The 22,377-nt window shown below is 67.3% G+C and carries 40 protein-coding genes and 1 tRNA gene; 37 read left to right on the top strand and 4 right to left on the bottom strand.

All coding sequences use genetic code 11. The features are described from left to right. Positions 1 to 53: 53 nt before the first annotated feature. The 5 genes from moaC (at position 54) to ACZ6S0_RS47815 (ending at position 2,527) form a co-directional block, all read left to right on the top strand. Positions 54 to 488, top strand: a complete 435-nt coding sequence (gene moaC, locus ACZ6S0_RS47835) for a cyclic pyranopterin monophosphate synthase MoaC (RefSeq protein ID WP_425568626.1) — start codon at positions 54 to 56, stop codon at positions 486 to 488. Further along, entirely contained in the window at positions 488 to 964 is a 477-nt protein-coding gene (locus ACZ6S0_RS47830) for a MogA/MoaB family molybdenum cofactor biosynthesis protein (protein ID WP_465926855.1), read from the top strand. The genes moaC and ACZ6S0_RS47830 overlap by 1 nt, the downstream gene beginning before the upstream one ends. 71 nt (positions 965 to 1,035) lie before the next feature. Next, complete coding sequence (locus ACZ6S0_RS47825) at positions 1,036 to 1,689, top strand: GNAT family N-acetyltransferase (protein ID WP_344880761.1); 654 nt, start codon at positions 1,036 to 1,038, stop codon at positions 1,687 to 1,689. Positions 1,690 to 1,813: 124 nt separating this feature from the next. Continuing rightward, positions 1,814 to 2,401 carry a divisome protein SepX/GlpR gene (sepX, locus tag ACZ6S0_RS47820; protein WP_465926853.1) on the top strand — a complete coding sequence of 196 codons (588 nt, stop codon included), beginning with the start codon at positions 1,814 to 1,816 and terminating at the stop codon, positions 2,399 to 2,401. Between the two features lie 49 nt (positions 2,402 to 2,450). Beyond that, a tRNA-Ala gene (locus ACZ6S0_RS47815) sits at positions 2,451 to 2,527 on the top strand. Positions 2,528 to 2,630: 103 nt separating this feature from the next. On the opposite strand, the gene ACZ6S0_RS47810 is transcribed toward ACZ6S0_RS47815, so the two are convergent. The 3 genes from ACZ6S0_RS47810 to ACZ6S0_RS47800 all read right to left on the bottom strand — a co-directional run bounded on the left by ACZ6S0_RS47810 (position 2,631) and on the right by ACZ6S0_RS47800 (position 6,127). Further along, on the bottom strand, positions 2,631 to 4,304 hold the full coding sequence (locus tag ACZ6S0_RS47810) for a hypothetical protein (RefSeq protein ID WP_465926851.1): 1,674 nt from the start codon (positions 4,302 to 4,304) through the stop codon (positions 2,631 to 2,633). Positions 4,305 to 5,136: 832 nt separating this feature from the next. Then, positions 5,137 to 5,379 (bottom strand): hypothetical protein, encoded by a 243-nt coding sequence (locus tag ACZ6S0_RS47805; protein WP_465926849.1) that lies wholly within the window; start codon positions 5,377 to 5,379, stop codon positions 5,137 to 5,139. Positions 5,380 to 5,680: 301 nt separating this feature from the next. Beyond that, on the bottom strand, positions 5,681 to 6,127 hold the full coding sequence (locus tag ACZ6S0_RS47800; protein ID WP_465926847.1) for a helix-turn-helix domain-containing protein: 447 nt from the start codon (positions 6,125 to 6,127) through the stop codon (positions 5,681 to 5,683). Between the two features lie 194 nt (positions 6,128 to 6,321). Here ACZ6S0_RS47800 and ACZ6S0_RS47795 point away from each other — a divergent pair, with 194 nt between their 5' ends. The 32 genes from ACZ6S0_RS47795 to ACZ6S0_RS47640 all read left to right on the top strand — a co-directional run bounded on the left by ACZ6S0_RS47795 (position 6,322) and on the right by ACZ6S0_RS47640 (position 21,810). After that, positions 6,322 to 6,567, top strand: coding sequence for a helix-turn-helix transcriptional regulator (locus tag ACZ6S0_RS47795; RefSeq protein WP_465926845.1), 246 nt, complete (start codon positions 6,322 to 6,324; stop codon positions 6,565 to 6,567). Positions 6,568 to 6,658: 91 nt separating this feature from the next. Further along, positions 6,659 to 7,030, top strand: a complete 372-nt coding sequence (locus ACZ6S0_RS47790; protein WP_465926843.1) for a helix-turn-helix domain-containing protein — start codon at positions 6,659 to 6,661, stop codon at positions 7,028 to 7,030. Continuing rightward, complete coding sequence (locus tag ACZ6S0_RS47785; RefSeq protein WP_465926841.1) at positions 7,027 to 7,872, top strand: hypothetical protein; 846 nt, start codon at positions 7,027 to 7,029, stop codon at positions 7,870 to 7,872. The genes ACZ6S0_RS47790 and ACZ6S0_RS47785 overlap by 4 nt, the downstream gene beginning before the upstream one ends. Continuing rightward, positions 7,872 to 8,159, top strand: a complete 288-nt coding sequence (locus ACZ6S0_RS47780) for a hypothetical protein (RefSeq protein WP_465926839.1) — start codon at positions 7,872 to 7,874, stop codon at positions 8,157 to 8,159. The genes ACZ6S0_RS47785 and ACZ6S0_RS47780 overlap by 1 nt, the downstream gene beginning before the upstream one ends. Then, entirely contained in the window at positions 8,156 to 8,311 is a 156-nt protein-coding gene (locus ACZ6S0_RS47775) for a hypothetical protein (protein WP_465926837.1), read from the top strand. The genes ACZ6S0_RS47780 and ACZ6S0_RS47775 overlap by 4 nt, the downstream gene beginning before the upstream one ends. Positions 8,312 to 8,327: 16 nt before the next feature. Beyond that, a complete protein-coding gene (locus tag ACZ6S0_RS47770; RefSeq protein ID WP_465926835.1) occupies positions 8,328 to 8,474 on the top strand; it encodes a hypothetical protein in 147 nt (48 codons plus the stop codon). A gap of 93 nt (positions 8,475 to 8,567) precedes the next feature. Next, positions 8,568 to 9,062, top strand: a complete 495-nt coding sequence (locus ACZ6S0_RS47765; RefSeq protein ID WP_465926833.1) for a hypothetical protein — start codon at positions 8,568 to 8,570, stop codon at positions 9,060 to 9,062. Continuing rightward, complete coding sequence (locus ACZ6S0_RS47760) at positions 9,055 to 9,654, top strand: hypothetical protein (RefSeq protein WP_465926831.1); 600 nt, start codon at positions 9,055 to 9,057, stop codon at positions 9,652 to 9,654. The genes ACZ6S0_RS47765 and ACZ6S0_RS47760 overlap by 8 nt, the downstream gene beginning before the upstream one ends. Continuing rightward, positions 9,651 to 10,058 carry a hypothetical protein gene (locus tag ACZ6S0_RS47755; protein ID WP_465926829.1) on the top strand — a complete coding sequence of 136 codons (408 nt, stop codon included), beginning with the start codon at positions 9,651 to 9,653 and terminating at the stop codon, positions 10,056 to 10,058. Before ACZ6S0_RS47760 ends, ACZ6S0_RS47755 begins: the two co-directional genes overlap by 4 nt. Further along, the gene (locus tag ACZ6S0_RS47750) at positions 10,058 to 10,726 is read left to right on the top strand and encodes a hypothetical protein (RefSeq protein WP_465926827.1); all 669 of its coding nucleotides are present in this window, start codon (positions 10,058 to 10,060) and stop codon (positions 10,724 to 10,726) included. The genes ACZ6S0_RS47755 and ACZ6S0_RS47750 overlap by 1 nt, the downstream gene beginning before the upstream one ends. Next, entirely contained in the window at positions 10,710 to 11,318 is a 609-nt protein-coding gene (locus ACZ6S0_RS47745; RefSeq protein WP_465926825.1) for a hypothetical protein, read from the top strand. The genes ACZ6S0_RS47750 and ACZ6S0_RS47745 overlap by 17 nt, the downstream gene beginning before the upstream one ends. A 113-nt stretch (positions 11,319 to 11,431) precedes the next feature. Further along, entirely contained in the window at positions 11,432 to 12,094 is a 663-nt protein-coding gene (locus tag ACZ6S0_RS47740; RefSeq protein ID WP_465926823.1) for a hypothetical protein, read from the top strand. Further along, the gene (locus ACZ6S0_RS47735; protein WP_465926821.1) at positions 12,094 to 12,441 is read left to right on the top strand and encodes a hypothetical protein; all 348 of its coding nucleotides are present in this window, start codon (positions 12,094 to 12,096) and stop codon (positions 12,439 to 12,441) included. Before ACZ6S0_RS47740 ends, ACZ6S0_RS47735 begins: the two co-directional genes overlap by 1 nt. Positions 12,442 to 12,455: 14 nt before the next feature. Continuing rightward, a complete protein-coding gene (locus ACZ6S0_RS47730; RefSeq protein WP_465926819.1) occupies positions 12,456 to 12,890 on the top strand; it encodes a hypothetical protein in 435 nt (144 codons plus the stop codon). A gap of 18 nt (positions 12,891 to 12,908) precedes the next feature. Next, positions 12,909 to 13,430 (top strand): hypothetical protein, encoded by a 522-nt coding sequence (locus ACZ6S0_RS47725; RefSeq protein WP_465926817.1) that lies wholly within the window; start codon positions 12,909 to 12,911, stop codon positions 13,428 to 13,430. A gap of 2 nt (positions 13,431 to 13,432) precedes the next feature. Beyond that, a complete protein-coding gene (locus ACZ6S0_RS47720) occupies positions 13,433 to 13,582 on the top strand; it encodes a hypothetical protein (RefSeq protein ID WP_465926815.1) in 150 nt (49 codons plus the stop codon). 83 nt (positions 13,583 to 13,665) lie between these two features. Further along, positions 13,666 to 14,409 (top strand): hypothetical protein, encoded by a 744-nt coding sequence (locus tag ACZ6S0_RS47715; protein ID WP_465926813.1) that lies wholly within the window; start codon positions 13,666 to 13,668, stop codon positions 14,407 to 14,409. Positions 14,410 to 14,488: 79 nt separating this feature from the next. Then, the gene (locus ACZ6S0_RS47710; protein ID WP_465926811.1) at positions 14,489 to 14,848 is read left to right on the top strand and encodes a hypothetical protein; all 360 of its coding nucleotides are present in this window, start codon (positions 14,489 to 14,491) and stop codon (positions 14,846 to 14,848) included. Positions 14,849 to 15,053: 205 nt separating this feature from the next. After that, the gene (locus ACZ6S0_RS47705) at positions 15,054 to 15,458 is read left to right on the top strand and encodes a hypothetical protein (protein WP_465926809.1); all 405 of its coding nucleotides are present in this window, start codon (positions 15,054 to 15,056) and stop codon (positions 15,456 to 15,458) included. Next, positions 15,455 to 15,715 carry a hypothetical protein gene (locus tag ACZ6S0_RS47700; protein ID WP_465926807.1) on the top strand — a complete coding sequence of 87 codons (261 nt, stop codon included), beginning with the start codon at positions 15,455 to 15,457 and terminating at the stop codon, positions 15,713 to 15,715. Before ACZ6S0_RS47705 ends, ACZ6S0_RS47700 begins: the two co-directional genes overlap by 4 nt. Continuing rightward, positions 15,712 to 16,674, top strand: coding sequence for a hypothetical protein (locus ACZ6S0_RS47695; protein ID WP_465926805.1), 963 nt, complete (start codon positions 15,712 to 15,714; stop codon positions 16,672 to 16,674). Before ACZ6S0_RS47700 ends, ACZ6S0_RS47695 begins: the two co-directional genes overlap by 4 nt. After that, on the top strand, positions 16,671 to 16,874 hold the full coding sequence (locus ACZ6S0_RS47690; RefSeq protein ID WP_465926804.1) for a hypothetical protein: 204 nt from the start codon (positions 16,671 to 16,673) through the stop codon (positions 16,872 to 16,874). Before ACZ6S0_RS47695 ends, ACZ6S0_RS47690 begins: the two co-directional genes overlap by 4 nt. A gap of 154 nt (positions 16,875 to 17,028) precedes the next feature. Beyond that, complete coding sequence (locus ACZ6S0_RS47685) at positions 17,029 to 17,241, top strand: hypothetical protein (protein ID WP_465926803.1); 213 nt, start codon at positions 17,029 to 17,031, stop codon at positions 17,239 to 17,241. After that, positions 17,238 to 17,558: a hypothetical protein gene (locus ACZ6S0_RS47680; protein WP_465926802.1), complete on the top strand. Its 321-nt coding sequence runs from the start codon at positions 17,238 to 17,240 to the stop codon at positions 17,556 to 17,558. Before ACZ6S0_RS47685 ends, ACZ6S0_RS47680 begins: the two co-directional genes overlap by 4 nt. After that, positions 17,551 to 17,844 carry a hypothetical protein gene (locus tag ACZ6S0_RS47675; protein ID WP_465926801.1) on the top strand — a complete coding sequence of 98 codons (294 nt, stop codon included), beginning with the start codon at positions 17,551 to 17,553 and terminating at the stop codon, positions 17,842 to 17,844. Before ACZ6S0_RS47680 ends, ACZ6S0_RS47675 begins: the two co-directional genes overlap by 8 nt. Beyond that, the gene (locus ACZ6S0_RS47670; protein ID WP_465926799.1) at positions 17,837 to 18,667 is read left to right on the top strand and encodes a hypothetical protein; all 831 of its coding nucleotides are present in this window, start codon (positions 17,837 to 17,839) and stop codon (positions 18,665 to 18,667) included. The genes ACZ6S0_RS47675 and ACZ6S0_RS47670 overlap by 8 nt, the downstream gene beginning before the upstream one ends. Further along, positions 18,664 to 19,101 (top strand): hypothetical protein, encoded by a 438-nt coding sequence (locus tag ACZ6S0_RS47665; RefSeq protein WP_465926797.1) that lies wholly within the window; start codon positions 18,664 to 18,666, stop codon positions 19,099 to 19,101. Before ACZ6S0_RS47670 ends, ACZ6S0_RS47665 begins: the two co-directional genes overlap by 4 nt. After that, positions 19,098 to 19,460 (top strand): DUF6248 family natural product biosynthesis protein, encoded by a 363-nt coding sequence (locus ACZ6S0_RS47660; protein WP_465926795.1) that lies wholly within the window; start codon positions 19,098 to 19,100, stop codon positions 19,458 to 19,460. The genes ACZ6S0_RS47665 and ACZ6S0_RS47660 overlap by 4 nt, the downstream gene beginning before the upstream one ends. Further along, entirely contained in the window at positions 19,460 to 19,621 is a 162-nt protein-coding gene (locus ACZ6S0_RS47655; protein ID WP_465926793.1) for a hypothetical protein, read from the top strand. The genes ACZ6S0_RS47660 and ACZ6S0_RS47655 overlap by 1 nt, the downstream gene beginning before the upstream one ends. Positions 19,622 to 19,933: 312 nt before the next feature. Continuing rightward, a complete protein-coding gene (locus ACZ6S0_RS47650; RefSeq protein WP_465926791.1) occupies positions 19,934 to 20,416 on the top strand; it encodes a hypothetical protein in 483 nt (160 codons plus the stop codon). Positions 20,417 to 20,563: 147 nt separating this feature from the next. Next, positions 20,564 to 20,989 carry a WhiB family transcriptional regulator gene (locus ACZ6S0_RS47645; protein WP_465926789.1) on the top strand — a complete coding sequence of 142 codons (426 nt, stop codon included), beginning with the start codon at positions 20,564 to 20,566 and terminating at the stop codon, positions 20,987 to 20,989. Continuing rightward, positions 20,986 to 21,810 carry a hypothetical protein gene (locus ACZ6S0_RS47640; protein WP_465926787.1) on the top strand — a complete coding sequence of 275 codons (825 nt, stop codon included), beginning with the start codon at positions 20,986 to 20,988 and terminating at the stop codon, positions 21,808 to 21,810. Before ACZ6S0_RS47645 ends, ACZ6S0_RS47640 begins: the two co-directional genes overlap by 4 nt. 214 nt (positions 21,811 to 22,024) lie before the next feature. Here ACZ6S0_RS47640 and ACZ6S0_RS47635 read toward each other — a convergent pair whose 3' ends face one another. Further along, complete coding sequence (locus tag ACZ6S0_RS47635) at positions 22,025 to 22,261, bottom strand: hypothetical protein (protein WP_465926785.1); 237 nt, start codon at positions 22,259 to 22,261, stop codon at positions 22,025 to 22,027. Positions 22,262 to 22,377: the final 116 nt, after the last annotated feature.

Raw genomic sequence — 22,377 nt, 5'->3', positions numbered from 1 at the left:
GCGATCCGGCTGTGAGCGAGCTGACCCACATCGACGAGAGCGGGGCCGCGCGCATGGTCGACGTGTCGGCCAAGGAGGTCTCGGCGCGTACGGCCACGGCGACCGGGCGGGTGCTGCTGTCGGCCGAGGCGGTGGCGCTGCTGCGGTCGGGTGAGGTGCCCAAGGGCGACGCGCTGGGGGTGGCGCGGGTCGCGGGCATCATGGGGGCGAAACGTACGCCCGACCTGATTCCGCTCTGCCATCCGATCGCGTTGCACGGGGTGAAGGTCACGCTCGACGTCGAAGACTGGGGCGTGGCGATCACGTGCCGGGTGAAGACGGCCGACCGTACCGGGGTGGAGATGGAGGCGCTGACCGCGGTCTCGGTGGCGGCGCTGGCCCTGATCGACATGGTCAAGGCGGTCGACCCGGCCGCGGTGATCACCGAGGTCCGGGTGGAGGAGAAGCTGGGCGGCAAGACCGGGCGGTGGACGCGGGACGGGGCCTGATGCGCGCGTTGGTGATCACGGTGTCGAACCGGGCTTCCGCCGGGATTTATGCCGACAAATCCGGGCCCTTGCTGGCCGACCTGCTGCGCCAGGACGCCGGGTGCGAGGTGGCGGGCCCCGTGGTGGTGCCTGACGGCGAGGCGGTGGAGGGCGCGCTTCGTGACGGGGTGGCGGACGGCTACGACGTGATCGTCACCACCGGAGGGACGGGGCTGACCCCCCTGGACCTGACCCCCGAGATGACGGCCCGAGTGATTTCTCGGGAAATTCCCGGTATTGCCGAAGCCATTCGGCTGGCGAATCGGGACAAGGTACCGACCGCTGTGTTGTCCCGCGGGCTGGCGGGGCAGGCAGGAAATTCCTTGATCATAAATTTGCCTGGCTCGTCCGGTGGCGTAAGGGATGGCGTCGCCGTACTCGCGCCCATTCTGCGGCATGCGGTCGACCAGATTCGGGGCGGCGATCACCCGCGCTGAGCGACGCCACCGGACGCCGATCGCAGCGGTCCTCGCTGATCCGTGGCGACATCGTGCCCGATAGGGGGATGATGAGAGACGTGGATCGACTTCGTGGCTGGCCGGCGACTCTGAACGAAGGCCCGGTCGCCCTCCGGCCGCTGCGGCTGAGCGACGTGCGCGTGTGGCGCGAGACGCGGCTGCGCAACGCCGACTGGCTGCGTCCCTGGGAGCCGAGCAACCCGGAGACACCGCTGTTCAGGACGGGGCTCGGCCCGTACGTCTCCATGGTCGGCACCCTGCGGCGCGAGGCCAGGCAGGGGCTGGCGCTGCCGTGGGTGGTGACGTATGGCGGGCGCTTCGCGGGGCAGCTCACCGTGGGTGCGATCGTGTGGGGATCCGCCCGTTCGGCCCAGGTCGGCTACTGGGTGGACGGGGCGCTGGCGGGCAAAGGGATCATCCCCACCGCGCTCGCCATGGCCGTTGATCATTGCTTTTTCACCACCGGATTGCATCGGCTGGAAGCGAACATCCGCCCCGAGAACCAGGCCAGCCGTAGAGTGGTTGAGAAGCTGGGATTCAGGGAAGAAGGCATTCGGCGGCGCCAACTCCACATCGACGGAGCCTGGCGCGACCACATTTGCTACGCGCTGACCGTCGAGGACATCCCCGCCGGCCTGCTCGTGCAGTGGCGTCGCGCGCGTGAGTCTGCGGCTCACGGGGGGCCATCTGTCGAAGAGGTTTGACGATCTCGCGACACACCGCACCGAATGCTCGTCAATTAGTGACACGCGGTCTTACGGTGCGTGACGTGAGCACATTCAAGGCGCGACGAGCACAACTGCGTCTTTGTGCTGCCCGGAGGTGGTCGTGAGCAGCGTCCTCCTCTACCTGGCCATCGTCGTGATGTGGCTCTGCGTCCTGATTCCCATGTGGTTGCGCAGGGACAAGACGAATCTCGCCGAACTGGCGGAGCTCGAAGAGTATTACACCGGCGAGCACCAGTTGCCCGATCTCGACAACCTGGCGCCTCCTCCGGAGACCGACGAGGACGACGGGACACCGCCCGTCGAGGTCGAGAAGGTAGACGTCCGCCTCTTCCGGCTGCGCCGCCGCGCCATCATCGTGGCCCGCCGCCGGCGTCTGCTCTTCTTCACCGCCCTGCTGGTGCTGGCCTCGATCGTGACGGCCGCTGTGAAGATGATCCCGTGGTGGGGGGTGGCGCCGTCCGTCGTCATCACGCTGGCGTACATGGCGTTTCTCCGCATCGCCGTACAGGTGGACCGCGAACGCCGCGAACGCGGCCGCCAGGCGCGCGCTGAGCGCCTGCGGCGGCAACGTGAGCAGCGCCGGGCCGCGGCGGAGGCGGAGGCGGAGATCATCGATCTCACGACACACCACCGGGACGTCCTGTTCGATCAGTACGCCGAGCCGCCCAGGCGGGCAGTGGGCGACTGAATCGGTGGCGCGAGGACCCTCCGGAGTTTGCTAACCTGGTCGAGTCCTTGGGGATGTAGCGCAGTCCGGTAGCGCACTTCGTTCGCATCGAAGGGGTCAGGGGTTCGAATCCCCTCATCTCCACCACAGGTCAGAGGCCGTTTCCCAGCCGGGAAACGGCCTCTTTTGGTAGATCAATGTCCGATTGCGGGAGCGAAATGGGAGTGGACCTTGAAAAGGTGAGCCCGGCTCACCCCGCCGCGGAGGCGATCCGCCGCCGCCCGTGAGGGGCAGCGCGCAGACGCCGAGCCGGTCGTACGATCCCGCTGACGCTCTCAGCCCGGTACGGTTCCAAGACCTCGTTCACGATCCCCGCCGGAGACCGCGGCGTCTGCCCGCTGTCGCGGAACCAGACCGCTTCAAGAGCCACCCTCTCCACGAGTGATTGCTCCCAGCGCTTCTGGAGGGAGTCCACAAGTTCGCCGCGCATCATGTCGGATATCTCCGTGTAGCGATCCCGCATGCTGCGCTTGGTCTCCGGGTCGTCGTCCTCGCCGACGTGCCCCATCCGGTCGTCGCGGAGAACGTCGGCGATCCGGTCCTCGGCCATCCACGTTTCGTGACTCCGGCGCAGACCGTGCGGGGTCAGGCCGAGTTTGACCGGCAGCCACATGGCACCCCACACCGGATCTTCGGGAAGGTAGGAGGCGCGTACGAACCGGTCAAGGAGCTGCTCCCGCGTGAGTGCCTCGGCCGCATCGAGCGTCATCCCGCGATCGACCGCGTACAGGATGAGCGCGTCCCGCTTCGACCGGCTGTTCACTGGCAGCCGCTCCGGTCTGCGCAGCACGCCCCGCGACGGCACCTCAAACACCCCGTCCGTGTGTTTGGCCGGCGCCGCGATCCCAGGCCAGGTTGTGGACACATCGGCGAGTACCGGGGTTGCGGGGCGGGGCCGCTGGCCTCCCTGTGCCGGGATCCGGCCGTCTGCCGCTGGGCGGAACACCCGCCGCGAGAAGTCCGACCGGCGTGCGTGCGTGCGGCCTGGGCCGAGGAACGTGAAGGCGCCGCCGGCGCAGAACGGCTCCTCTGTCTCCGGGTCGCACGCGCACCTGGTTGACCCCATCCGCTCCAGGTGCTTTCCGACGAGCGTGTCCAGGAAAGGCGGGGTGTCGATCGTCCGGATGGATCCGTCTTTCGGGTACTGCCGGTAGAAGCGGCCGTTCAGCTCGTACAGCTTCCAGTCGAGATCCCAGCTCCCCTCATGGAGCAGGCCGGGATCGAGGCCGAGGATCTCCGACCAGCGAGCGCCCGTGTACGCCTTTGTGATGAGCTTGACGAACTCGTCATCCCGCCCGCTCAGGACGGCGGCCCGCTCGGCGACGAGGAAGGCTTCCAGCGGGGTCGCCCACGCCTTGCGGCGGGTTTGCTTGCGCGCGATGCGGCGGGTGGCCTTCTTCCCGGTGGCCCGCTTCCTGATGGCCGGGTTGATCTGGATGCGGTGCGGGATCGCCGCCTGCAAACAGGTGGCCAGGGTTGAGCGGGCATCCTTGGCGGTCCGCTTCGACGTCTCGGCCGCAACGGCGAGTTCCCACGCGTCGACCTCTTCCGGCGTGCTCGCGATCGCCGCCAAGGAGCGGCCTTCGAAGCCGGGCAGCGCCCAGGTTTCGAGGTGGTAGCGGTAGTTCTCCAACGTCGTCCGCTCAAGATCGAGCGTCGGATACCAGGTGTTCACCCAGTCCTCGAAAAGGATCTGGCCGGCCTTCGGATCGACGTAGCGGTTGGCGTCGATGTCGGCCTCTTGCCGCTGCCAGTACTTGTCCGCGGCCTTCTCGGTGAGGAACCCGGACAGGCTCTGCAGCTTGCCTGCGGGGTCGCGCCAACGGGCCCGCCAGAACTTGCCGCGTTTCTCAGACCAGCCCATAGGCGGCCTCCTGAAGTGTGAGGGTTGGGAGCCGGGGTGCAGGGGTTCAACTAGGAAAGCACGCAAACGTCGATGAGCGGGTCCAGATCCACGCGGATGGCGCAGTTTCTCGCTGGCACCGCATCGCCGGGGTCGGGGGTTGGTGGTGGTGGCGGTGTCGCGGCCGTGGGGCTCGTTGTGGGGGGATCGTCCGGTGGCCCTTCCTTGGGCGCGGCGGTTTGCGGGGGTGGTGCCGAGACAGCGTCGCCGCCTGGGTCTTCCGGCGGGGAGCTGGTGGTGGGCTCGGGTCGCGGTGAGGTACGTCGTTCCGGCGGCCGGGACGACTCCGCACGCGGGGGTGTCCGCCGCGGTTGCGGCGGTGCCGCTTCCCGTACTTCCCGGAAGTCGACCGGCCGGGCAGGTGGGTGGGTCGCTCGGGGGGTTTCGGCGGGTGGGTTGCTGTGCTCGGAAGTGTCTGATGGACGGGGTGCGGAGGTGGGTGGCGCCGCCACGGTGACGGTGGCCACGGCGGGGGCCGGTTGGGCGACAGGGCTGGGGTCGCCGTCCAGGACGGCGTGTAAACCGGTGACGAGGAGTGTGGCGCTGATCGAACTCGTCACAGCAACGGCGGCAAGTTTGTGGTCCCGCGCCGCACGAAGGGACCGTTCCACGGCCCAACCTGTCACCATCGGGATGAGGACGCCGAGCCGGAAGTCTCGGTAGGTGAGCGCGGCGTCCTCTTCGCTGGAGTTGAGGATCACCAGCGGGTGGTCCTCGTTGTCGTGAGGGATCGCCATGGCGGCGATCTCGGTCGGTAGTTCCTCCCGCTCGGGCAGAGGTCTCACGTCACGGTTCATGGCGTCTCCTGGCGGACGCGGGCGCGGACGTAGTCCCACAGCCACTGTTCGCGGTCGGGGTCGGTCTTTCCTTGGGGGTTGAGCAGGAGTCGCACCTGCTTGCCGTCGATCATCACGGCGATGACCTTGCGGCGCGATCCGATGGGCCTGCGCAACGCCGTGCGGAACGCTGGCGGCGGTACGGCGGACCCTTCTTCGATCTCGGCGTGCCGGTCGAGTTCCTTGAGGAGCTGCCGCATGACAACGCGGATCTTGAGTTCTGCGCGGGCGTAACGGATCGCGTTTGCGATCATTCTTTTGCTGGGCGTGCTGTTGTTCCCTTCGTGGTGCGTTTGAGCTGGGGTGCTGTTAGGGGATGCCATTCCGGACGCCTCCTGGTGCTGCTGGAGATGTGCGGTTCAGATCCCTCGCCTTGGGACTGCCGGGTCTACATAAGACGCTTTTTGGGCGTGTATGAACAGACCTTATGGCCCCGTGAAATCAATCCGTTATCTTAGGGTGTCCTAAATAGGGGCGGCCTAACTATGGCGGGCCCTTGCGCTACGCGCCTCTGCGCTCATCCAAAAGCTGCTGGATCATCTCGCGCTGTTCGTCGACCTTCTGGGACAGAATCGCGCGTTCCTCGTCGAATTTCCTGGTCAGCTCAGCAAGCTTCTCTTCGGTCCGCTGCTGAGCCTGCGCCAGAAGCGCCTCAAGGTGAGCCGTGATCGGCGACTCGTGTTCTTCGTCGCCCACGTCCTTCTTGACGGTGCCGTGCATCTCGATGGCTGGAGCCGGGAGGCTGTCGATGGGACGCGGCTGGCTTCCGGACAGCACGCGTTGCACGCTGCCGGGCTCCCACCGGAGGGCGCGGTCAAGCCCGCGCTTGGTGAGACTGCTGGGGTCGTTTCTACCGCGCCTGACGGCGCGCAGAGTCTCGACTGTGATGTCTGCTTCGGTGGCGACTTCGGCCCAAGTCATACCGAGAGCCTGACGCCGCTCGTCCATGGTGGCGTCTAGTCGCTCGTGGGGAAGTGGTGCTGGGCTCACGGTCCCTCATCATGGACTACAGACCTGTACAGGTCTACCGATGGTAAGGCCAACCTGTCAAGCAGGTCTGTACAGAGCTGCATCTCAGATCTGTACAGATTTCTCCAACACTCCCTAGACTCTGCATACAGATCTGTACTAATCTGCGGAGCATGCAGGTCACCAAAGTCGACGGAAAAAAGATTCGCGCCCTCCGTGAGGCTGCGGACCTCACGACGAACGAGCTGGTCAAGGCACTCGCCGAGCGCGAAGACGTACAGCGTCACCCGGACACCATCCGGAACATTGAACTGGGCCACGCCCAGCCCAGCCCCACCCTGCTCGACGCCATCGCTCGCGTTCTCAACGTCCAGCGCGAAGAACTCCTGATCACCAACACCCGAGCGGTCGCACAGTGACCAGCTCGATGAGCCCATACCCGCCACGGAAGCCCTTGTGGAAGTGCCCCAACCCCAAGTGCGGCAGGGGCAACGAGGACCACCGCACCACGTGCATCTCCTGCAGAACGGAGAGGCCGAAATGAGCGCCATGGAGAAGCTCTACACCACTCGCGACCTCGCCGAACGCTATGGCCGCGAGCGACGAGCCATCGCCCGCATGGCCTCCCTCGGCCGCTGGCCCTCCCGGAAGGTGCTCGGCGAGTACCGGTTCACCGAAGAGATGGTCGCATGGATCGACCAGCAGCACGAGCGCTGGCCAAACAACGAGCCGAAGGCCGCGCCTGCGCCCAAGCCGCAGCCAGTCAAGCAGTCCCGGCAGCGCCGCACCCCTCAGGCGCCCGCGCCTGCGATCCAGCCCGGCAGCAACGTCCGCCGACTGGTCGCCAAACCCCGGCCCAACCGCATCGGGAGGCCAGTGTGAACGAGCTTGCCCTCACGGAGTCCCCGTCCTTGCGTGCTCAGTACGCCGACCGGGTCGACGTGCTCAACAAGGTTAAAGCGTTGGCGCTGCTGCCTGACAGCGTCCACGCCGACATCCCGGGCGTCGCCGCGTACTACGAGGTGGGCGTCGGCACGATCGAGAGCCTGATCCGGCGGAACCGCCGCGAGCTTGAGGCGAACGGCATGCAGGTCCTCAAGGGTGAGGCGTATCGCGAATTTGCGACCGTCGCGCTGAAGATCACAAACTCTATGTCGCGGTCGGGCACGTTCTTCACCCGCAAGGCCATCCTCAACGTCGGCCAACTCCTCGAAGACTCCACGGTGGCCAGGGACGTCCGCGCCTACCTCCTCAACCTGGAGGAGGTCGCCACCCACGAGCAGCGCTCTGAGGCAATCGACCGTGTCGAGCTCGCCAAGGCCCGGATCGAGATGCTCAAGGCTGGCGACGGCTATCTCGATGCGGACTGGCTGCGGCTGAAGATCCGCGTCCAGACCGCGATCGGCCTCGGCGAGGAGCCAGAGGTGGACCACGCCGCGATGCCGCTGTACGTGCCCGACTTCCTGAAGGAGAAGGGTCTCACTCAGGCTCAGATCAAGTCGGCGCAGTCCTGGTTCGGCCGCCGCTTGGTGAAGGTCGCGCAGGCCGAAGGGCGGACGCTGCCGGACAAGCGTGCGGAGGACACCGCCTCCGGCTCCGTTCGTGAGACGTACGCGTGGACCCGCAAGGACCTTCGCCTGTTCGAGGAGGTCTGGGACGTCTACTACTCCGGCGAGTATGCCCGGGACGAGCACGCCGGGCTGTTCGAGGAGGCGTACTCCTGATGACCGACAAGCCCCTCTACTCGAACGTCAACGGCGAGCCGATGGTGTCGGCGGAAGCTATGGCCCTGCTCATCGGCGTTCCGTACGAGCGTGTGAAGGCCGAGATCGAGCGCCAGCGGGCCGAGAACCCTGGGTCGGATTCGTTTCGGATGCCGCGCGCCTGGTCTCGCCAGGGCAACCGGATCCGCAAAGAGGTGCAGGCCGCCCTCGGCTACGAGGCCGGGATGAACGAATGCATCGACTACCTCGCCGCCGAGTCCGGGCGCACTACTGGTGGCGCGTCATGAGGCCGCTGGTCGCCCGCGTGGTGCCGTTCACTCCCCGCCAGCCGCACAGCGGAAAGCGGGAACCCGACCTGATCGAGCTGGCCGCCCTCCTGGCCGAAGAGATCGCCGATGAGGTGCGGCAGGAGAACGCGAGCCGTAAGCCCCAGACCTGACCTAAGGGGGTCCCCCATGTACCGCTGGAACGGCAAGCACGGCAAGGGCTACATGCAGACCGTCCGCGCCGAGAAGCGCCGCCAGGCGGAGGAGCGGAACGCCCGCACCCCGAAGGAGCGGACCCGCGCCTACCGCGAGGGTGCCGCACCGCGCGCCAAGTAGCCCCAGGAATGCCGCGAGGCCAGCCGTCCAGGGCTGACCTCGCGATGAACCACCCGCTCAAGACGACGACTGATCAGACAGGAGCAGGCAGTCATGGACACGATAACCGCTGAAGCGGAGATGAACTCTCTGGAACTCGGGGAGCGCGCAGCGGGAGCAGTGAGGACACCGCTCAAACCGGCTGAGATCATCGCCGACGCCATCACCATCATGCAGGCGCGTGGCCGGTCGTTCGGAGACTACGACTCCCAGCACGGCGAGGTGTGCGCCCTGGGCTCCATGGCGGTGGCTATAGGCAAGGGCGCCGACCACTGGGAGCTGCTTCAAGGGCGGCTTCCGCACTGGCTGGAGCCAGGCGACGAAGAGCTTCTACAGGCCGGGCGTGCTCTGGCGAGCGTGATTCGGGGTGGCGCCGCTTCGGGCCATCTGGACGCTGAGGACCTGATCGCGGTGATCGGCGACTGGCACGACGGTCCGTTGAGCGAGGACGCCAAGTCATACGTCAGCCCGCCCGCGAACTCGCATGTGTTTGCCCTGATGGCGGAGGCTGCCCGTCTCGCTGAGAAGGCGGGAGCGGCACATGCGTAGGCGCCGCGAGCAAGAGATGGCCGAGCGGTTCGCCAATGAGACCGCCAAGCACAAAATGACCGTCCTGCACGATGACGGCCCGTACCGCCACCTGCGCTTCCAGAAGCCAGGGACCAGCTTCTACTGGTTCGACATCGTCACCTGGCCGGGCAGCCTCGCCATCCGTGGCGACGTGGACGGCTACATGTTCGCGCGGATCACGGACATGTTCGAGTTCTTCCGCAGCGACAAGGGCCGGATCAACCCGCACTACTGGTCGGAGAAGACCGAGGGCGGCAGACGGGCCTGCATGTCGTACTCGGAGAAGTTCGCGAAGGCCCAGGTCCTTCGGGACATCAGCGACTTGGAGGAGCGTCCTCCCGGCCTGTTCCTGGCCGTTCAGCGGGACATCTTCGACGGCATCCACTTCGAGGACGAGGCGCGCGAGGCCATCCAGCAGTTCGAACACGAGGGTGTCACCTTCGAGGACGCGTGGGAGTGGGACCTCCACGACTACGACTGGTCGTTCCTCTGGTGCTGCCACGCGATCGTGTGGGGGATCCAGCAGTACGACGCCGCGAAGGCCGCTCCGAAGGCTGAGGCGGCGTCATGACGGCCTACACCCTGACTCGGCCGAACGGCACCTACTCGGTGGTCGAACAGCGGAAACGCTGCGGGGGAGCGGTCGACCTGGTCGTCGCCTACCGCCGCAAGGGCCACCGGCACACCACGTTCGCCGCCTACCGGTACGAGCCGGACGGCTCCTTCAAAGCGCTCCACGGGGCGTGGCCGAGCGCGGAGAAGGCCGCCCATGAGGTCGAGCACATGCGCCACTACTCGCCGGTCGTCACGGAGTGGCTGATCGCCTTCCTGACGGGGGCGGTCAGCGGCAACGGGCCGGCGGCGGAGGACTCGAAGCCGACCGTGGGCCACTGGACCCGGGCCCACGAACCTGACTCGTTCGCCGATCGAGGCGACTACGACGACACCCCCAACGACGAGGGAGACGAGCACTGATGGGCGGTATCAGCCCTGAGTACAACGAGGTCGCGGCCAGGATCGTCGAGGCCCGTAAGAAGCATCCCGAGGGCATCCTGCGCCCGCTCGACCCGGCGCAGCCGTACAAGATCGAGGTCATCGGCGAAAAGACGTTCATCGTCTACGTAGCCGCGTTCTACCGCACACCGGACGACTCCATGCCTGGCATCGGAACCGCATGGGAGCCGTTTCCTGGTGCCACGAACTTCACCCGCAACTCAGAGCTGATGAACGCCGAAACGTCGGCATGGGGTAGGGCTCTGGTGGCGGCGTTCGCCGCGGACGCCAAGAAGGGCATCGCCACGTCGCTGGAGAAGCGCAACCGCGAAGCCGAACGGCAGCAGCAGCAACCGCGCGAACAGAAGTGGCAGGACCCGGGCGAGCAACTCGTCACCAAGGCTCTGCTGTCCCGCCTGGCGGCACAGTTCGCCACACTCGGCGTCGCCGGCCGGGACGAAGGGCTGATGACGATCGGCGCGCTGACCGGCGTGACCGTGTCGTCCACGAAGGAGCTGACGAACGCTCAGGCGCAGCAGCTCATCGAGAAGCTCGACCCGCTGACGAAGTCTGAGGATCCCGCCGCCGCCCTCGCTGAGGCGCTCAAGCAGGCGATGGCCGGCGAGGAGAACCATGACAACGCCGCCTAACCTGCCGCTGCGTGTCGCTGCCCTAGACGAGTTGTCGAAACGCGTGAACAAGGCACTGGCGAACGCCCGCCGGGAGGCTGAACCAGGATTCGCCGCCATGCGCGTCGCCGGTGTCAAACAACTTGAGGTGGCGCTCCCGAACGGTGATGTCGTCGGGACCATCTCCATCAAGGCCGGGCAGGACACCGTCACCGACGATGAGGACGCACTGCTCGCTTGGGTGGAGGCGAACAAGCCGGAGGAGATCGAACACGCCGTCTCCCCATCCGCGTTTACCCGGCCCGACGTCATCGCCTACGTCCGCAAACTGCACCCCGACCTGGTCGGAAAGAAGATCCGTCCCGCGTACAAGGCGAAACTGCTCGCCTTGCTCGACGAGGACGGCCAGCTCGCCAACGAGACGACGGGCGAACTTGTTCAGGTCCGCAAGGTGACCAAGGGTCAGCCGTCCGGCGCGTTCATGCTCACCTTCGAGTCGGCGAAGAAGGGCAAGCCAGGGGGTCGCGATCAGATCGGGAATGCCTGGCAGTCCGGCGAGATGTCCATCACCGACCTGGTCCAGCCTGCCCTTGAGGCGGGTGAGCAGTTGTGAGCGTGCGCACGAGGGAGCCGACCTGCTGCCACAAGGCCACCTTCCCCAGCGAGGAGGCGGCACGCCTCCACTGGGACCGCATGGTTCAGCGGGCCGCCCGGCATGAACACCAGATGCCCACCGACGTGGAGATGTGCTACCTCGGCTGGCACCTGGTGTTCCCGCGACCCGCGCGGGAGGTGAAGCCGCGCAAGCCGATGAAGCGGAGCAAGTCGAAGAAGCAGGGCAGGGCAGAGCTGGTTCCTGAGGGCGCGAAGGCCGTAATTCGTGAGCGCAGCGGCGGCCTGTGTGAGGTCGGCCTGGTGTGCGGCGGCGCGGCGCTGGGTGTGGATCCGGCGCATCGGGAGGGCAAAGGGGCGGGCGGCACGGAAAAGTGGTGGTCGAACCTGGCCAGCAATCTCCTCTGGGCGTGTAGGGCGGATCACGACTTCATCGACCAGAAGCAGCCCGCCAGGGCGGAGCGGCTCGGCCTGAAGGTCCGCGCTGGCGTCGCCCGGCCGTGGGAGATCCCGGTCCTGCACAAGCGGCTGCGCTGGGTGCTGCTCGACCACGCCGGCGGACACCGGCCCGCGCCGGTGGCATCGCACCTGGATGGCAAGCGGCCTATCCCGGTCATCGCCTGCACTGTGTGGGAGCTGATCCAGCAGGACGGATCCTTCATCGAGGCGATGGAGCGCTACAAGCACCTCCAGTGTCCCGGCTGGTCTGCCCCGATCGAGGGCCCGTTCACGTGCGGGTGTGGCTCCACGCCCTTCTACGTGGAGGAGGTGGCGTGATGGCCGCCCTCGTCGAGTTCATCTACGACTGCACCACCTGCGGAGTCGAAGGGCCTCACCGCTACGTCGGCGATGAGGTGGCCTGCCTGGCGTGCGGGACACCTCGCGACTTCGACCCGGAGCTAATCGCGTCGGTGCTCGGCATGGAGTTCTGCAACTGGTGTCGGGAGACGTTGCCGGCCTCACACACGTGCCGCCCTGACGAGCCGTCGTGTGAGTCTCGCGCTCACCTGTACCCGGACCGGTGCGGCATCTGCCCTACGGATCTTGCTCTGCAGAAGCGGGACCTTGCCCGCCGCCGTGCCGAGTTCGAGCACGGCTCCCCGTCTGACCTCGACAGTCCCTGAAAGGGATGATCCCCGTGAAGTGGTTCTTCGCCATCGTCGGCGGTGCTCTGGCCGTCTGGCTGACCGTCGTCTTGATTGGCTGGCTGACCCAGCCCGTCCGGACCGCTACCGGTGTCCGGGAGCGCGTCGGCAACCCGGACAACGTCCTCTACCAGTACGAGCACTTCCACGACCTGTGCGCTGCCGTGGCCGCGACGGACAAGAAGATCGCGGCGAAGGAAGCCGAGATCAAGGCGTACGACAAGCGGCACCCGGACGGTGACAAGTCCGACCAGTTCCAGGCTGCGCCGAAGCGTGACCGCTTGGACACCGAGCTGACCGGGCTTACGCAGTTCCGAGCCGACCAGGTCGCCCAGTACAACGCCGACTCCGCCAAGGCCAACCGCGCCCTGTTCAAGGACCGCAGCCTGCCCGAGCTGCTCGGCGACGACACCCCCGTCTGCAACTAACCCCTCAGGAGATACGCCGTGAGAACCAAGCTCATCGCCACCGCCACAGTCGCTGTCCTTGCCCTCACCGCGTGCACGGGCAACCCGGAGCGGGAAGCCGCCCAGAAGGCCAGCAGCGACCAGCAGAAGAAGTACGAGCAGGCCGTCCCATTCCCGTCCAGCGCCCTCACACACCCCCTCGACCGAGCGAACCTCGCCGAGTACCTGAAGCGCAGCAACGACCCGGATCGGGTCTCCTACGTCTACCTGCTGAGCATGGACGCGAAGGTCATCGCCTACTACTCGATCAAGGGCAAGGTGACGTCCGTCTCCTCGCAACTCCTGCCGCAGGACGACCTTGCCGACTCCACCTGCGCGTCCTGCAGCGAGAAGTACGTCGTGGACTCCGCTGGCGACGACGGCACGTACGGCGGCAACGAAGGGGGCGTCTTCTTCTTCACCACGGACGGGGCGCTCGTCACCTGGACGGGCGACTACATCCAGTCGGACCGGCCGCTGGACGTGAAGACGCCCGTCTCGCTGGTCGCGAGGGTGGACTAGCCGTGATCATGCCTACTCCCAGCAGAGGCCCCGATGGCGAGCCGGACGGCTGCTTCAACGTCTGGTTCGGGGTCGTCGCCGCCGTCGCGGTTGTCGTGATGGCCGTTTTCGTCTGGGCCGTGATCGTGCTCGTCACCCTCTTCACCGCCTAGGAGATCTTCCGCCCTGTGCTCGACCACCGGGGGCGAGCACAGGGCGGCGTACCCCCTCCCATCCCTTCAACGAGGAGATCGCAATGTCGTTGACCCTGGTCGGGACACCCGACGAAGGATCATCCCCGTTCGACGCCATCCGTCGTGAAGACGGTGACGGCGAGTACTGGTTGGGCCGTGAACTCCAGCCGCTTATGGAGTACAGCCGGTGGGCCCGCTTTGAGACGGTGGTTAAGAAGGCGAAGACGTCGCTCGCCCTGGTGCACGGAGCCGCCTCCGCGGAGGCTGCGTTTGTGCAGGTCAACCAGATTGCCCATGCGGGGAACCTAGGTGACCAGGAAAGATGCGACTACCGGCTGACCCGGTTCGCCGCCTACCTGACGGCGATGGCGGGCGACGACACCAAGCCTGCTGTGGCCCGAGCCCGCGTCTACTTCGCGATCCGGACGCGCGAGGCAGAGGCCCGGCAGATGCTCGACACTGCCAGGTCCGCGCCTGAGCTGAAGGAGCCGGCCACGTACCCGCTGGTTGATGTGCGGGTGCTGATGCGGCAGAGGTTCGGCGTCAACGTCGCCGTGGGCGAACTCACTCGCGTGCTGCGGCAGGGGTCTGTGCTTCGCCAGGACGGGCGTCCATCAGCGGACTACAGCCACCTGTTCTGGTTGAAGAAGAACGGCACCTACGAGGTGTTCGAGCACGCGATCGAGCCGATCTACAGGCTCTACGAGGCCACGAAGATCCGGCTGGAGATGCAGGCGCAACGCTCCCTCCCGCTCGACCCTCCCGGCTGGCCTGAGCTTCCGCTCGACGAGAACCCGCCCGCCTGACCTTCCTCTACCTCCTCCCCGCGCGAGGGGGAGCGGAGCACGGCACCAACCGAACCTCTTCAGCAACAGGAGAACCGCAGTGTCCCAGTTCAACCAGCCTCTAAAGCAGCCTCCCGCCTCTCCCGCCCGAACCTACAGCGCGGAGATGGTGACCAAGATGCGCGCCTTCGTTGAGGCCGAGATTCGGGGGATCGAGGAGAAGGCCAAGCGCGACATCGCCGAGCTGAACCAGGCCATGCAAGAGATCGCCTCCCGGGCGGAACTGCCGCCGCCAACGTTCGCCCCGTACCTGCCGGAGGAGCGTAGGCCGCATGCCGACCAGCGGGGGGAGCTTTTCCCCGGGCACGACGACATCTCGAAGGACCCGGACAGCAACATCCGTAACTTCAACACCGCTCACGACGCCCAGGACGCCAGAGAGGGCGTGAGGGAGCTGTGAGTCTGTTCGCCCGCCACACGGGCCGCCGCTGCCGCCGCCGTTGGGCCTCGCACGGCTCGTCCACGGGCTGGTCTGGCCTCGCCCAGATGTTGCCCGCCGAGGACGTGTCCCGCTCTCGCTCTACTCCGTTGGCGCTCTGCCCTGTGAGTGACGACGTGATCCCGTTCGCCGACTACCGGCGCCCCTACTCCCCGAAGGACGCAGCATGAGCACCGAAACCCCCGAGACGAAGAGCCCCTACCAGCTCCGCCGTGAGGCGCTCAGCCGCGCCATCGCGGCGTGGCAGGACGATCCGGCGGATCCGGAGAACGACAGCCCGCTCGCCAACGCCGAGGCCCTTGAGGACGCGCTCATGGATGAGGACCTCATCGTGCTGCCCCGCTCCACTGGACACGGCAAGTGGGTCGTGGAGGTGGACGGAGAGCGCGCCCCGATTCTGCCTGGCTCGGACCGCCCGTCGGGGCTGCTGGACGCGGAGGAGGCGGCCGATCTGTTCCTGACCCTCAGCGCCGCCGACGAGTACGCGCAGAGGCAGCCGACGATCCGCCCGGCCACCGAGATGGAGTTCAAGCTCGCCCTGGCCGACCACCTCTTCGGGGGTGCGGCATGAGCGAGATCACCCCCGCCGAGAACCTGCTGGGGACGGTCCGGCGCAGCCCTGACGGACGCTTCATCGCCGTCCTGTGGCCTTCTGGCCCTTCGCCTGCCCGCTGGATGACCGCCGACCGTTGGGGTTCGTGCGGCTACGAGAGCGAGATCGTCGTCATGGACTGGCCCGTGGTGGGCGCGGTCCCGTTCAGCCCGGCCGCCGGCTTCCCGCTGGAGACCCCTGAGGCCGCTCAGGCTCAGACGGGCGGTGCCGAGTGAGCAGCATCGGCACACTTGCGGACGTATCCAACCTCCCCAGCAAGATCACGCCGTCCGAACTGGAGCGGCGCTTCGGCGACGACTTCGACGCTTTCAGCAAGGTTGTCGTCGCTGAGGCTGCTCAACGGCGCGTGCCGCCAGGCGTTGGCGCGTGGCTCCGTCAGCCGGAGATGTGCAGCGAGTGGGTCGAGTGCCTTTTGCACGTTGAGGGCGTTCACCAAGTCTCTTGGTGGGCACGCAGCGCGAAGCACGGTTCCGATGCGGACATCACGCAGCGGGCGAGAGAGACACTTCTGGCTATTCGTGCCCGCCTCCCAGAGGCTCGCTCGACCAAGAAGTTGCACATGCGGGCGTTCAGCGTGAAGGGAGCCGAAGCCGACGCCCTGGAGCAGCTCAGGAACGCCCATCTCGCCGAGTACAGCGAGGCAGTGGCAAAGCTGCGCACCAAACACAGGCTGCCCGAAGTAGCTCCGCTGGACGCTGACACTGGGCGGCTCCTCGCACTCACTGACGGGGAGTTCCGCACCGTTGTGGTGCGGGATGTGAAAGGCGAGATCACCGTTCCGGGCTTGTCGCACGAGGCTGTCAGTGCTCGATGGCGAGCAGTGTTGATCGCTCTCGGTACGGACACCTTCAAGGCGCTCGATCTTCCCCTGTCTCACCTGAACGGAATTGTCGGGCCGGGGCACTTCGATGTCCAGGATCGATGGCTTCCGCAGGAGCCGGTTTCTCACGCGACCAGGACGGTGTGGGCGGCGCGCCTGACCTTCTTGGTGCACGTCAGGCTACGCCTCACGGAGAGGGCGCGACTCCGTCGCCTGGAGCAGCGCGAACGCAACTGGAAGGTCTTCCGCCCGGCCGACAACATGCTGCGACACCGATATTTCGCGGAGTACGCCAAATACCGCCTTGCGCATGCTGAGACCGCTCAGGCAGAGCGACAGGAGGGCCGGTCGTGACCCTCTACGCCCTACAAGCGGCTCTCCATCAGTTGCCGGAGGACCATCCTGCGGTGCTGCGGGCGGTGGTGTTGGAGCGCCTTCGAGGCTCCCTGACCGTGTCCGCTGTCCGCGAGTGCATCGCCGATCTTGAGGCGCTGTCCGCTGGCCTGGAGGCCGCGACCGTGACGGCTAAGGCGGCCCAGGAGGGTGCCCAGTGACCCGCCACGTCCTCCCCGCCACCCCTTCCGTGCGGGAGTCCGCACCCACCTGGGACGCCCTCCTGGCGTCGGACAAGCCCGCTGAGACCAGTCGAGAGTCCAGCCCTGCCGAGCTGTGGGACGCCATGCTTTCCAACCCGAGAGGCGGTGCGGAGTGAAGTGGTTCTTCCTGCTCTTGCTCGGCGTCGTCGAGGTGCTCGCCTCCGCGTGGACGCTGATGCTCCTGGTCGGTGTCTTGCACCACGAACTGTCGCCCGCGATCCCCGCCATCGGCTACACCGACGCTCTGCCGATCGCGTTCACGCTCGGCGTCTTCCTCGCCATCCGCAAGGGGTTCTCGGCAGCCGGAGAGGAGCTGACGAAGTGACCTCCCTCGACCAGAACACCCCGCTGTCCACCGAGCGCCGAGCCGACATCAAGGCCAAGGTGACACGTGCCTACACCGAGATCGGCGAGGTGTGCGCCGAAGGCCCTCTCAAGCGCTTCAAGATGAGCGTCCCGGCCGACCCAAGCCGCGACACAGACCTCATCATCTCGGACGCGCTGAAGGGTGCTGAGGACCTTCTCGCCGAGGTGGACCGCCTCAACGCCCAACTCGACTGGTACCGCGACTACGTGAACGGCGTGGGCGGCATCTCCCTCCCCGTGTCCGACCTGCCAGACGGGGGTGGGGCGCGTGGCTGACTACTTCGAGGACCTGACCACCCTCATCCAGATCGCCAACGCGGTGACCGGCGGGGCACTGCTGCCCGTCGTGGCGCTGCTGCTGATCGTGCTCGTGCTGTGCGGCATCTCGTGGATGGTCCGCCGCCGCCCCTCCGTGGAGGAGATGGCGGACGCGGCCTACAACCCGACCTTGGACCGCACCGAGCGCGCCATGACCGAGGCCCTGACCGCTGAGGCCGACCGCATGACGGCGGAGTGGCAGCGCAGGCAGGAGCGTGGCGTGTTCGGAGGCGACGATGACTGAGCGTGAGCACGGCTACGCCCGCTACCGGCTGGACGGATGCCGCTGCTACGTCTGCGGCTACGCCAGGGCCGTCTACGAGGAGCGGCGCCAGCGCGCCATCGCCTACGGGACGTGGCAGCCGTTTGTGGACGCCGAACCAGTCCGCCAGCACGCCCGCGACCTGCAACGGTGCGGTCTCGGGTTGCGGCGGATTGCCGACGCCGCCGGCGTGGACCGCAAGCGCCTCCAGGCGATGTTGAACGGCCGCTCCGAGCGGGGCACCGGCCCGCAGGAGAAGATCCGCCCAGCTTTGGCAGCGGCGATCCTGGCCGTCGAGCCGTCATTCGATCTGCTCGGCGCTCAGACGGTCATCGATGCGATGGGCACCCGTCGGCGCCTGCAAGCCCTCGTGAGGCTCGGCTGGTCTCAGGCAAAGCTGGCCGCCCGGCTCGGGTGGACGCCCGGCAACTTCACGACCTTGATGAAGGAGCCGCGCACCACGGTAGCGACCGCCCGCAAGGTTCGCGCCCTGTACGACGAGTTGTGGGATCAGGCGCCACCCGAGGACGACCACCGGGACAGGATCGCCGCCAGCCGGGCGCGGAACAACGCCGCCAAGCAGGGCTGGTTCCCGCCCCAAGCGTGGGATGACGACCTCATCGACGTCCCTGACCCCGAGCTCGAAACCGAGCTATCCCGCCGAGTTGCCGCCATGGACGACGACGAGGTGAAGGCGTGCTGGAACGCCTGTTACTCGAAGGGTGACCGCTCGCCCCTGATCGTGGCCGGGGCGCGTGAGCACAACCACCGCCGCAAGGCGCGAGCACAGGCGGTGGCGTCATGACCCCGAATCAGGCCGCGTGGGTTCGCGAACACGTGTGGACGCCGGACATGCGCGGGCAGTACCGAGAGCTGCCCGACTTCTACCTGACGTGCGCGTGCCAGCACAACGGCCCCTGCATCAACGCCAAGGATCCGGGCAGGCACGGCCGATGCCACGTCGGCCGCCACCCCCTGTACCGGTACGAGACGATGATCAGGACCCGTTACGGTACGGCCGCGTTCCAGGAGTCGTACCGGTACCCGACTGCGAGCGCGACCGGCTGGCGCCGCGAGCGCATCGCGTTCGTCTGGCTCGCTGATCGCCGCTGCGGCTGGCGGTGTATCTGCGACTGCGGCCATCCGCGCGAGGACCTGGCGCACGCGCCTGGGCGCAACCCGATGCGGCCGGTCACGTACGAGCGTGTTCCTCTGTTCGGCCTCGTGGGTGCATCATGACGCCGGCCGAGGCGGTATGGGTGCGCGAGAACGCGTGGACACCTGCGATGCGCCGCCAGCCCTACATGATCCCCGGCACCGGCACAGCCACCTACGATCACGCCCTGGCCGTCGGCCTGTGTGACTGCATGGTGGGTGTCTGCTCGCATTGCCGTGATGGGCGGCACGAGTTCTGCCACACCCGGACGATCAAGCCGCACCCTGAGTGGTGGATCAAGAATCGCCCACTCGACTACATTCCGCCCACAGCCGTGTGGCACGCCGACCGCGCCTGCCGCTCCCTGTGCCAGTGCTGCCCCGAGGGTCCGCCTCGCCGCCTGAGCTACGAGTCGGTAGCGCTGTTTGAGGAGGTGGCGTGATGCCTTCTCCCGCCCCCTGGTGCTGCCTGATCGCCGCGTTCGAGGGCTACGAGGTCCAACACGAAGCGACCTGCCCGTACGCCGCAGGGCGGCGACCGCAGCCAGCCGCGCTGTTCGACCTGTCCGCCCCTGAGACCACGGAAGGAGGGCCGACGCCGTGACCAGCTCCCAGACGGTCAGGTGCTCATGCTGTTCGCGCTTCGGGCTTCACGGCGGGTTCGGCTGGTGCTCGGCCTGCTACCAGCGGTGGAAGAGAGCCGGACGCCCCGCCAGTGGGCCGCCCCAGGCGTTGACCAGGGATGAGTGTGCCGCGCAGGCACGTGCCGCTTACCAGACTGTGGTGGCCGGCCGCCGAGAGGACTACCAGGACCTTCTGTCGTGGGGCGAGTCACGTGAGCAGGCCGCCGCACGGCTGGGCGTCTGCGAGGAGACCACACGGCGGTATGACCGAGCCCTGCGAGAGCAGGTGTCGCATGCCTAACCGTCCCGGCCGCCCGCGCGGCGGCCCCGGCCTGGCTCGGCGGGCCGCCGAATACAAGGTGCTCCGCGACCGGCGGTTCACGTACGACCAGGCGGCCGAAGTGATGAACGTGTCCCGGGACGCGATCCGCTGGTACGCCAAGCACCTGCGCGAGGCCGGAGACCTCCCTCCAGCGCGTGAGCCCAAGCCCGGCCAGCCGCCACGCGAGGCGAGGCGCGACATGGCCAGGGAGGCGATCGACGCGCACCTGCGCCGTTGGCCGCGAGCGTGGTTCTCCGCATGGGACCTGCACCGCGCGCTCGGTCTCAGCGACCCGATCGTGCGCCGCGTCCTCAAGCAGCTCGTTGCCGAAAGCCTCGTCGAGGTCGTCGATGGCATGCGCTACCCGACGGACCACCGCGTGCCAGTACGTCGGTACCGCCTCGCTGCTGCACTTCCCGCTCAGAAGTCTCCCGAGGAGGCACCCCATGCCTGACTGCCTGATCGACCGCGAGGTGTGCAGGGACGCTCCTTCCCGCTGCTGGGCGCCCTCCTGCCTCACCCCGCCCCGGACGGTCCCGGACGCTGCCGGACACGACCGGACGTCTACGAACGCCGGACCTGCACCGAGAGGAGCAGAGCAGTGAGTGACTGGACGGACGAGGCTGCCTGCCGCGATGCGGACCCGCGCCTGTTCTTCCCGGCAGATGGGGAACGGGAGGGGCAGCGCAAGTGGCGGGAGCGTAAGGCGAAGCAGGTCTGCGCCCCCTGCCAGGTTCAGGCAGACTGCCTGGAGTACGCGCTCGCCAGGGAAGACCGCAACGGCATCTGGGGCGGCCTCAACCCCAGCCAGCGGGCGCGCGAGTTGTCGAGGCGCGAGGCTCTGCCTCCGCCCTCGAAGCCGCCCGTGGTGGTGGAGAAGATGTGCGGCTGCTGCGGCGTCATACAGCCCGCCGCGGCGTTCGGCAAGGACCGTCTGCAGAAGGACGGGCTGAACAAGCACTGCCGCGGCTGCACGAACGAAGCCGCTCGCCGCCGTCGGCGCGAGGCGAAGCAGGCGGTGGCGTGATGGCCGAGCACCCTCACGGAACCCTCAACCGGTACAAGCTCGGCAAGTGCCGCTGCCGGGCATGCAAGGACGCCAAGAACGCCTACTCGCGGCACCGCACCCGGATGATCGCCTACGGCCGGTGGGAGTCCTACGTGGACGCCGAACCGGTCCGGGAGCACGTGAAGACGCTCCTGGCGTCCGGGTTGACGCTCGGCCGAGTCTCGGTGCTGTCCGGGGTGACCCTATACACGCTGCGCATGCTCATGATGGGCAACTCCCGAAACGGGGGGAAGCCGTCATCGCGGGTGATGGTCAAGACGTCGAAAGCGATCCTGGCCGTCCGCCCCGACCTGGACGAGTTGTCCGACACGGCGCTCGTGGACGCCGCCGGGACTCGCCGTCGCGTCCAGGCCCTTGCAGCGCTCGGGTTCACGCTGACAATGCAGGCCGAAGCGGTCGGCAGGATCCCGACGAACCACCGGACGGTCCTGAGTCAGCCGTATGTGTCGGCCAAGGTCGCCCGCGCGGTCCGCGACCTGTACGACCGGTGGTCGATGACCACGCCGCCGAATACGTGGATGTCGGAGCGGACCCGGCGTTACGCAGCCAAGCGTGGCTGGCTTCCGCCGCTTGCGTGGGACGACGACCTGATCGACCTCACGGATGAGGCTCTGGCAGAGGCGCTGCGCCGACAAGCGCAGCAGATGTCACGTGAAGAGCTTGCTGCCGCGCACAACTCCCGACACCGGCACGGCGACAACACTCCCCTCACCTTGGAGGCGGTGCGGGAGTACAAGCGGCGCCGGCGAGCCCAGCAGGACCTGGGGGAGGCGTCGTGACGGAGACGAAGAACCGCAAGTGCGGGAAGAAGGTCCGCCACCCCTCCCGGGAAGCGGCGAACAGCCACATGCAGGCGATGGTCCGTGCCGGCGCCGCCGCCGAGTGGCTGAACGTGTATCGGTGCGAGTGCGGCTCCTACCACGTTGGTCACCGGCCAGGGCGGAGGAAGCCGTGAACGGCGGGGGAGTCGTCGTAAGGGCGTCTCGCCGAACCTCAGGAGTCGGAGGAGCGTGCCGGCTTCAGTCCGTCCGCGATGTCGGCGGCCTCCTGGAGGCGGCGAACGTACTCGCGGTCCCAGCCGGTGTGCCGGGCGATGGTGACTTGCTTGATGCCGTCCGCCCGCATCTTGCGGATGGTCCTACCGAGGTTGAGGCGCGCGCTTTGGACGATCTCGGCAGCCTGCTTCTCGGCCCGCTCAATCTCTTCGAGGGCGTTGTCGAGGGGGGCCATGGGATCAGTCACCTTCCGATTGTGACATGCGAGATGGCAACCTCATTGTACGGCAAACTTCCAAGTTGGCAAACAAATTTTTCGGCCAACTATCGAGTTGGCTATGCTGGATCGGG

This window comes from Nonomuraea sp. NPDC051298 (assembly GCF_055586305.1).
This window is presented reverse-complemented; position numbering and strand designations above follow the sequence as displayed.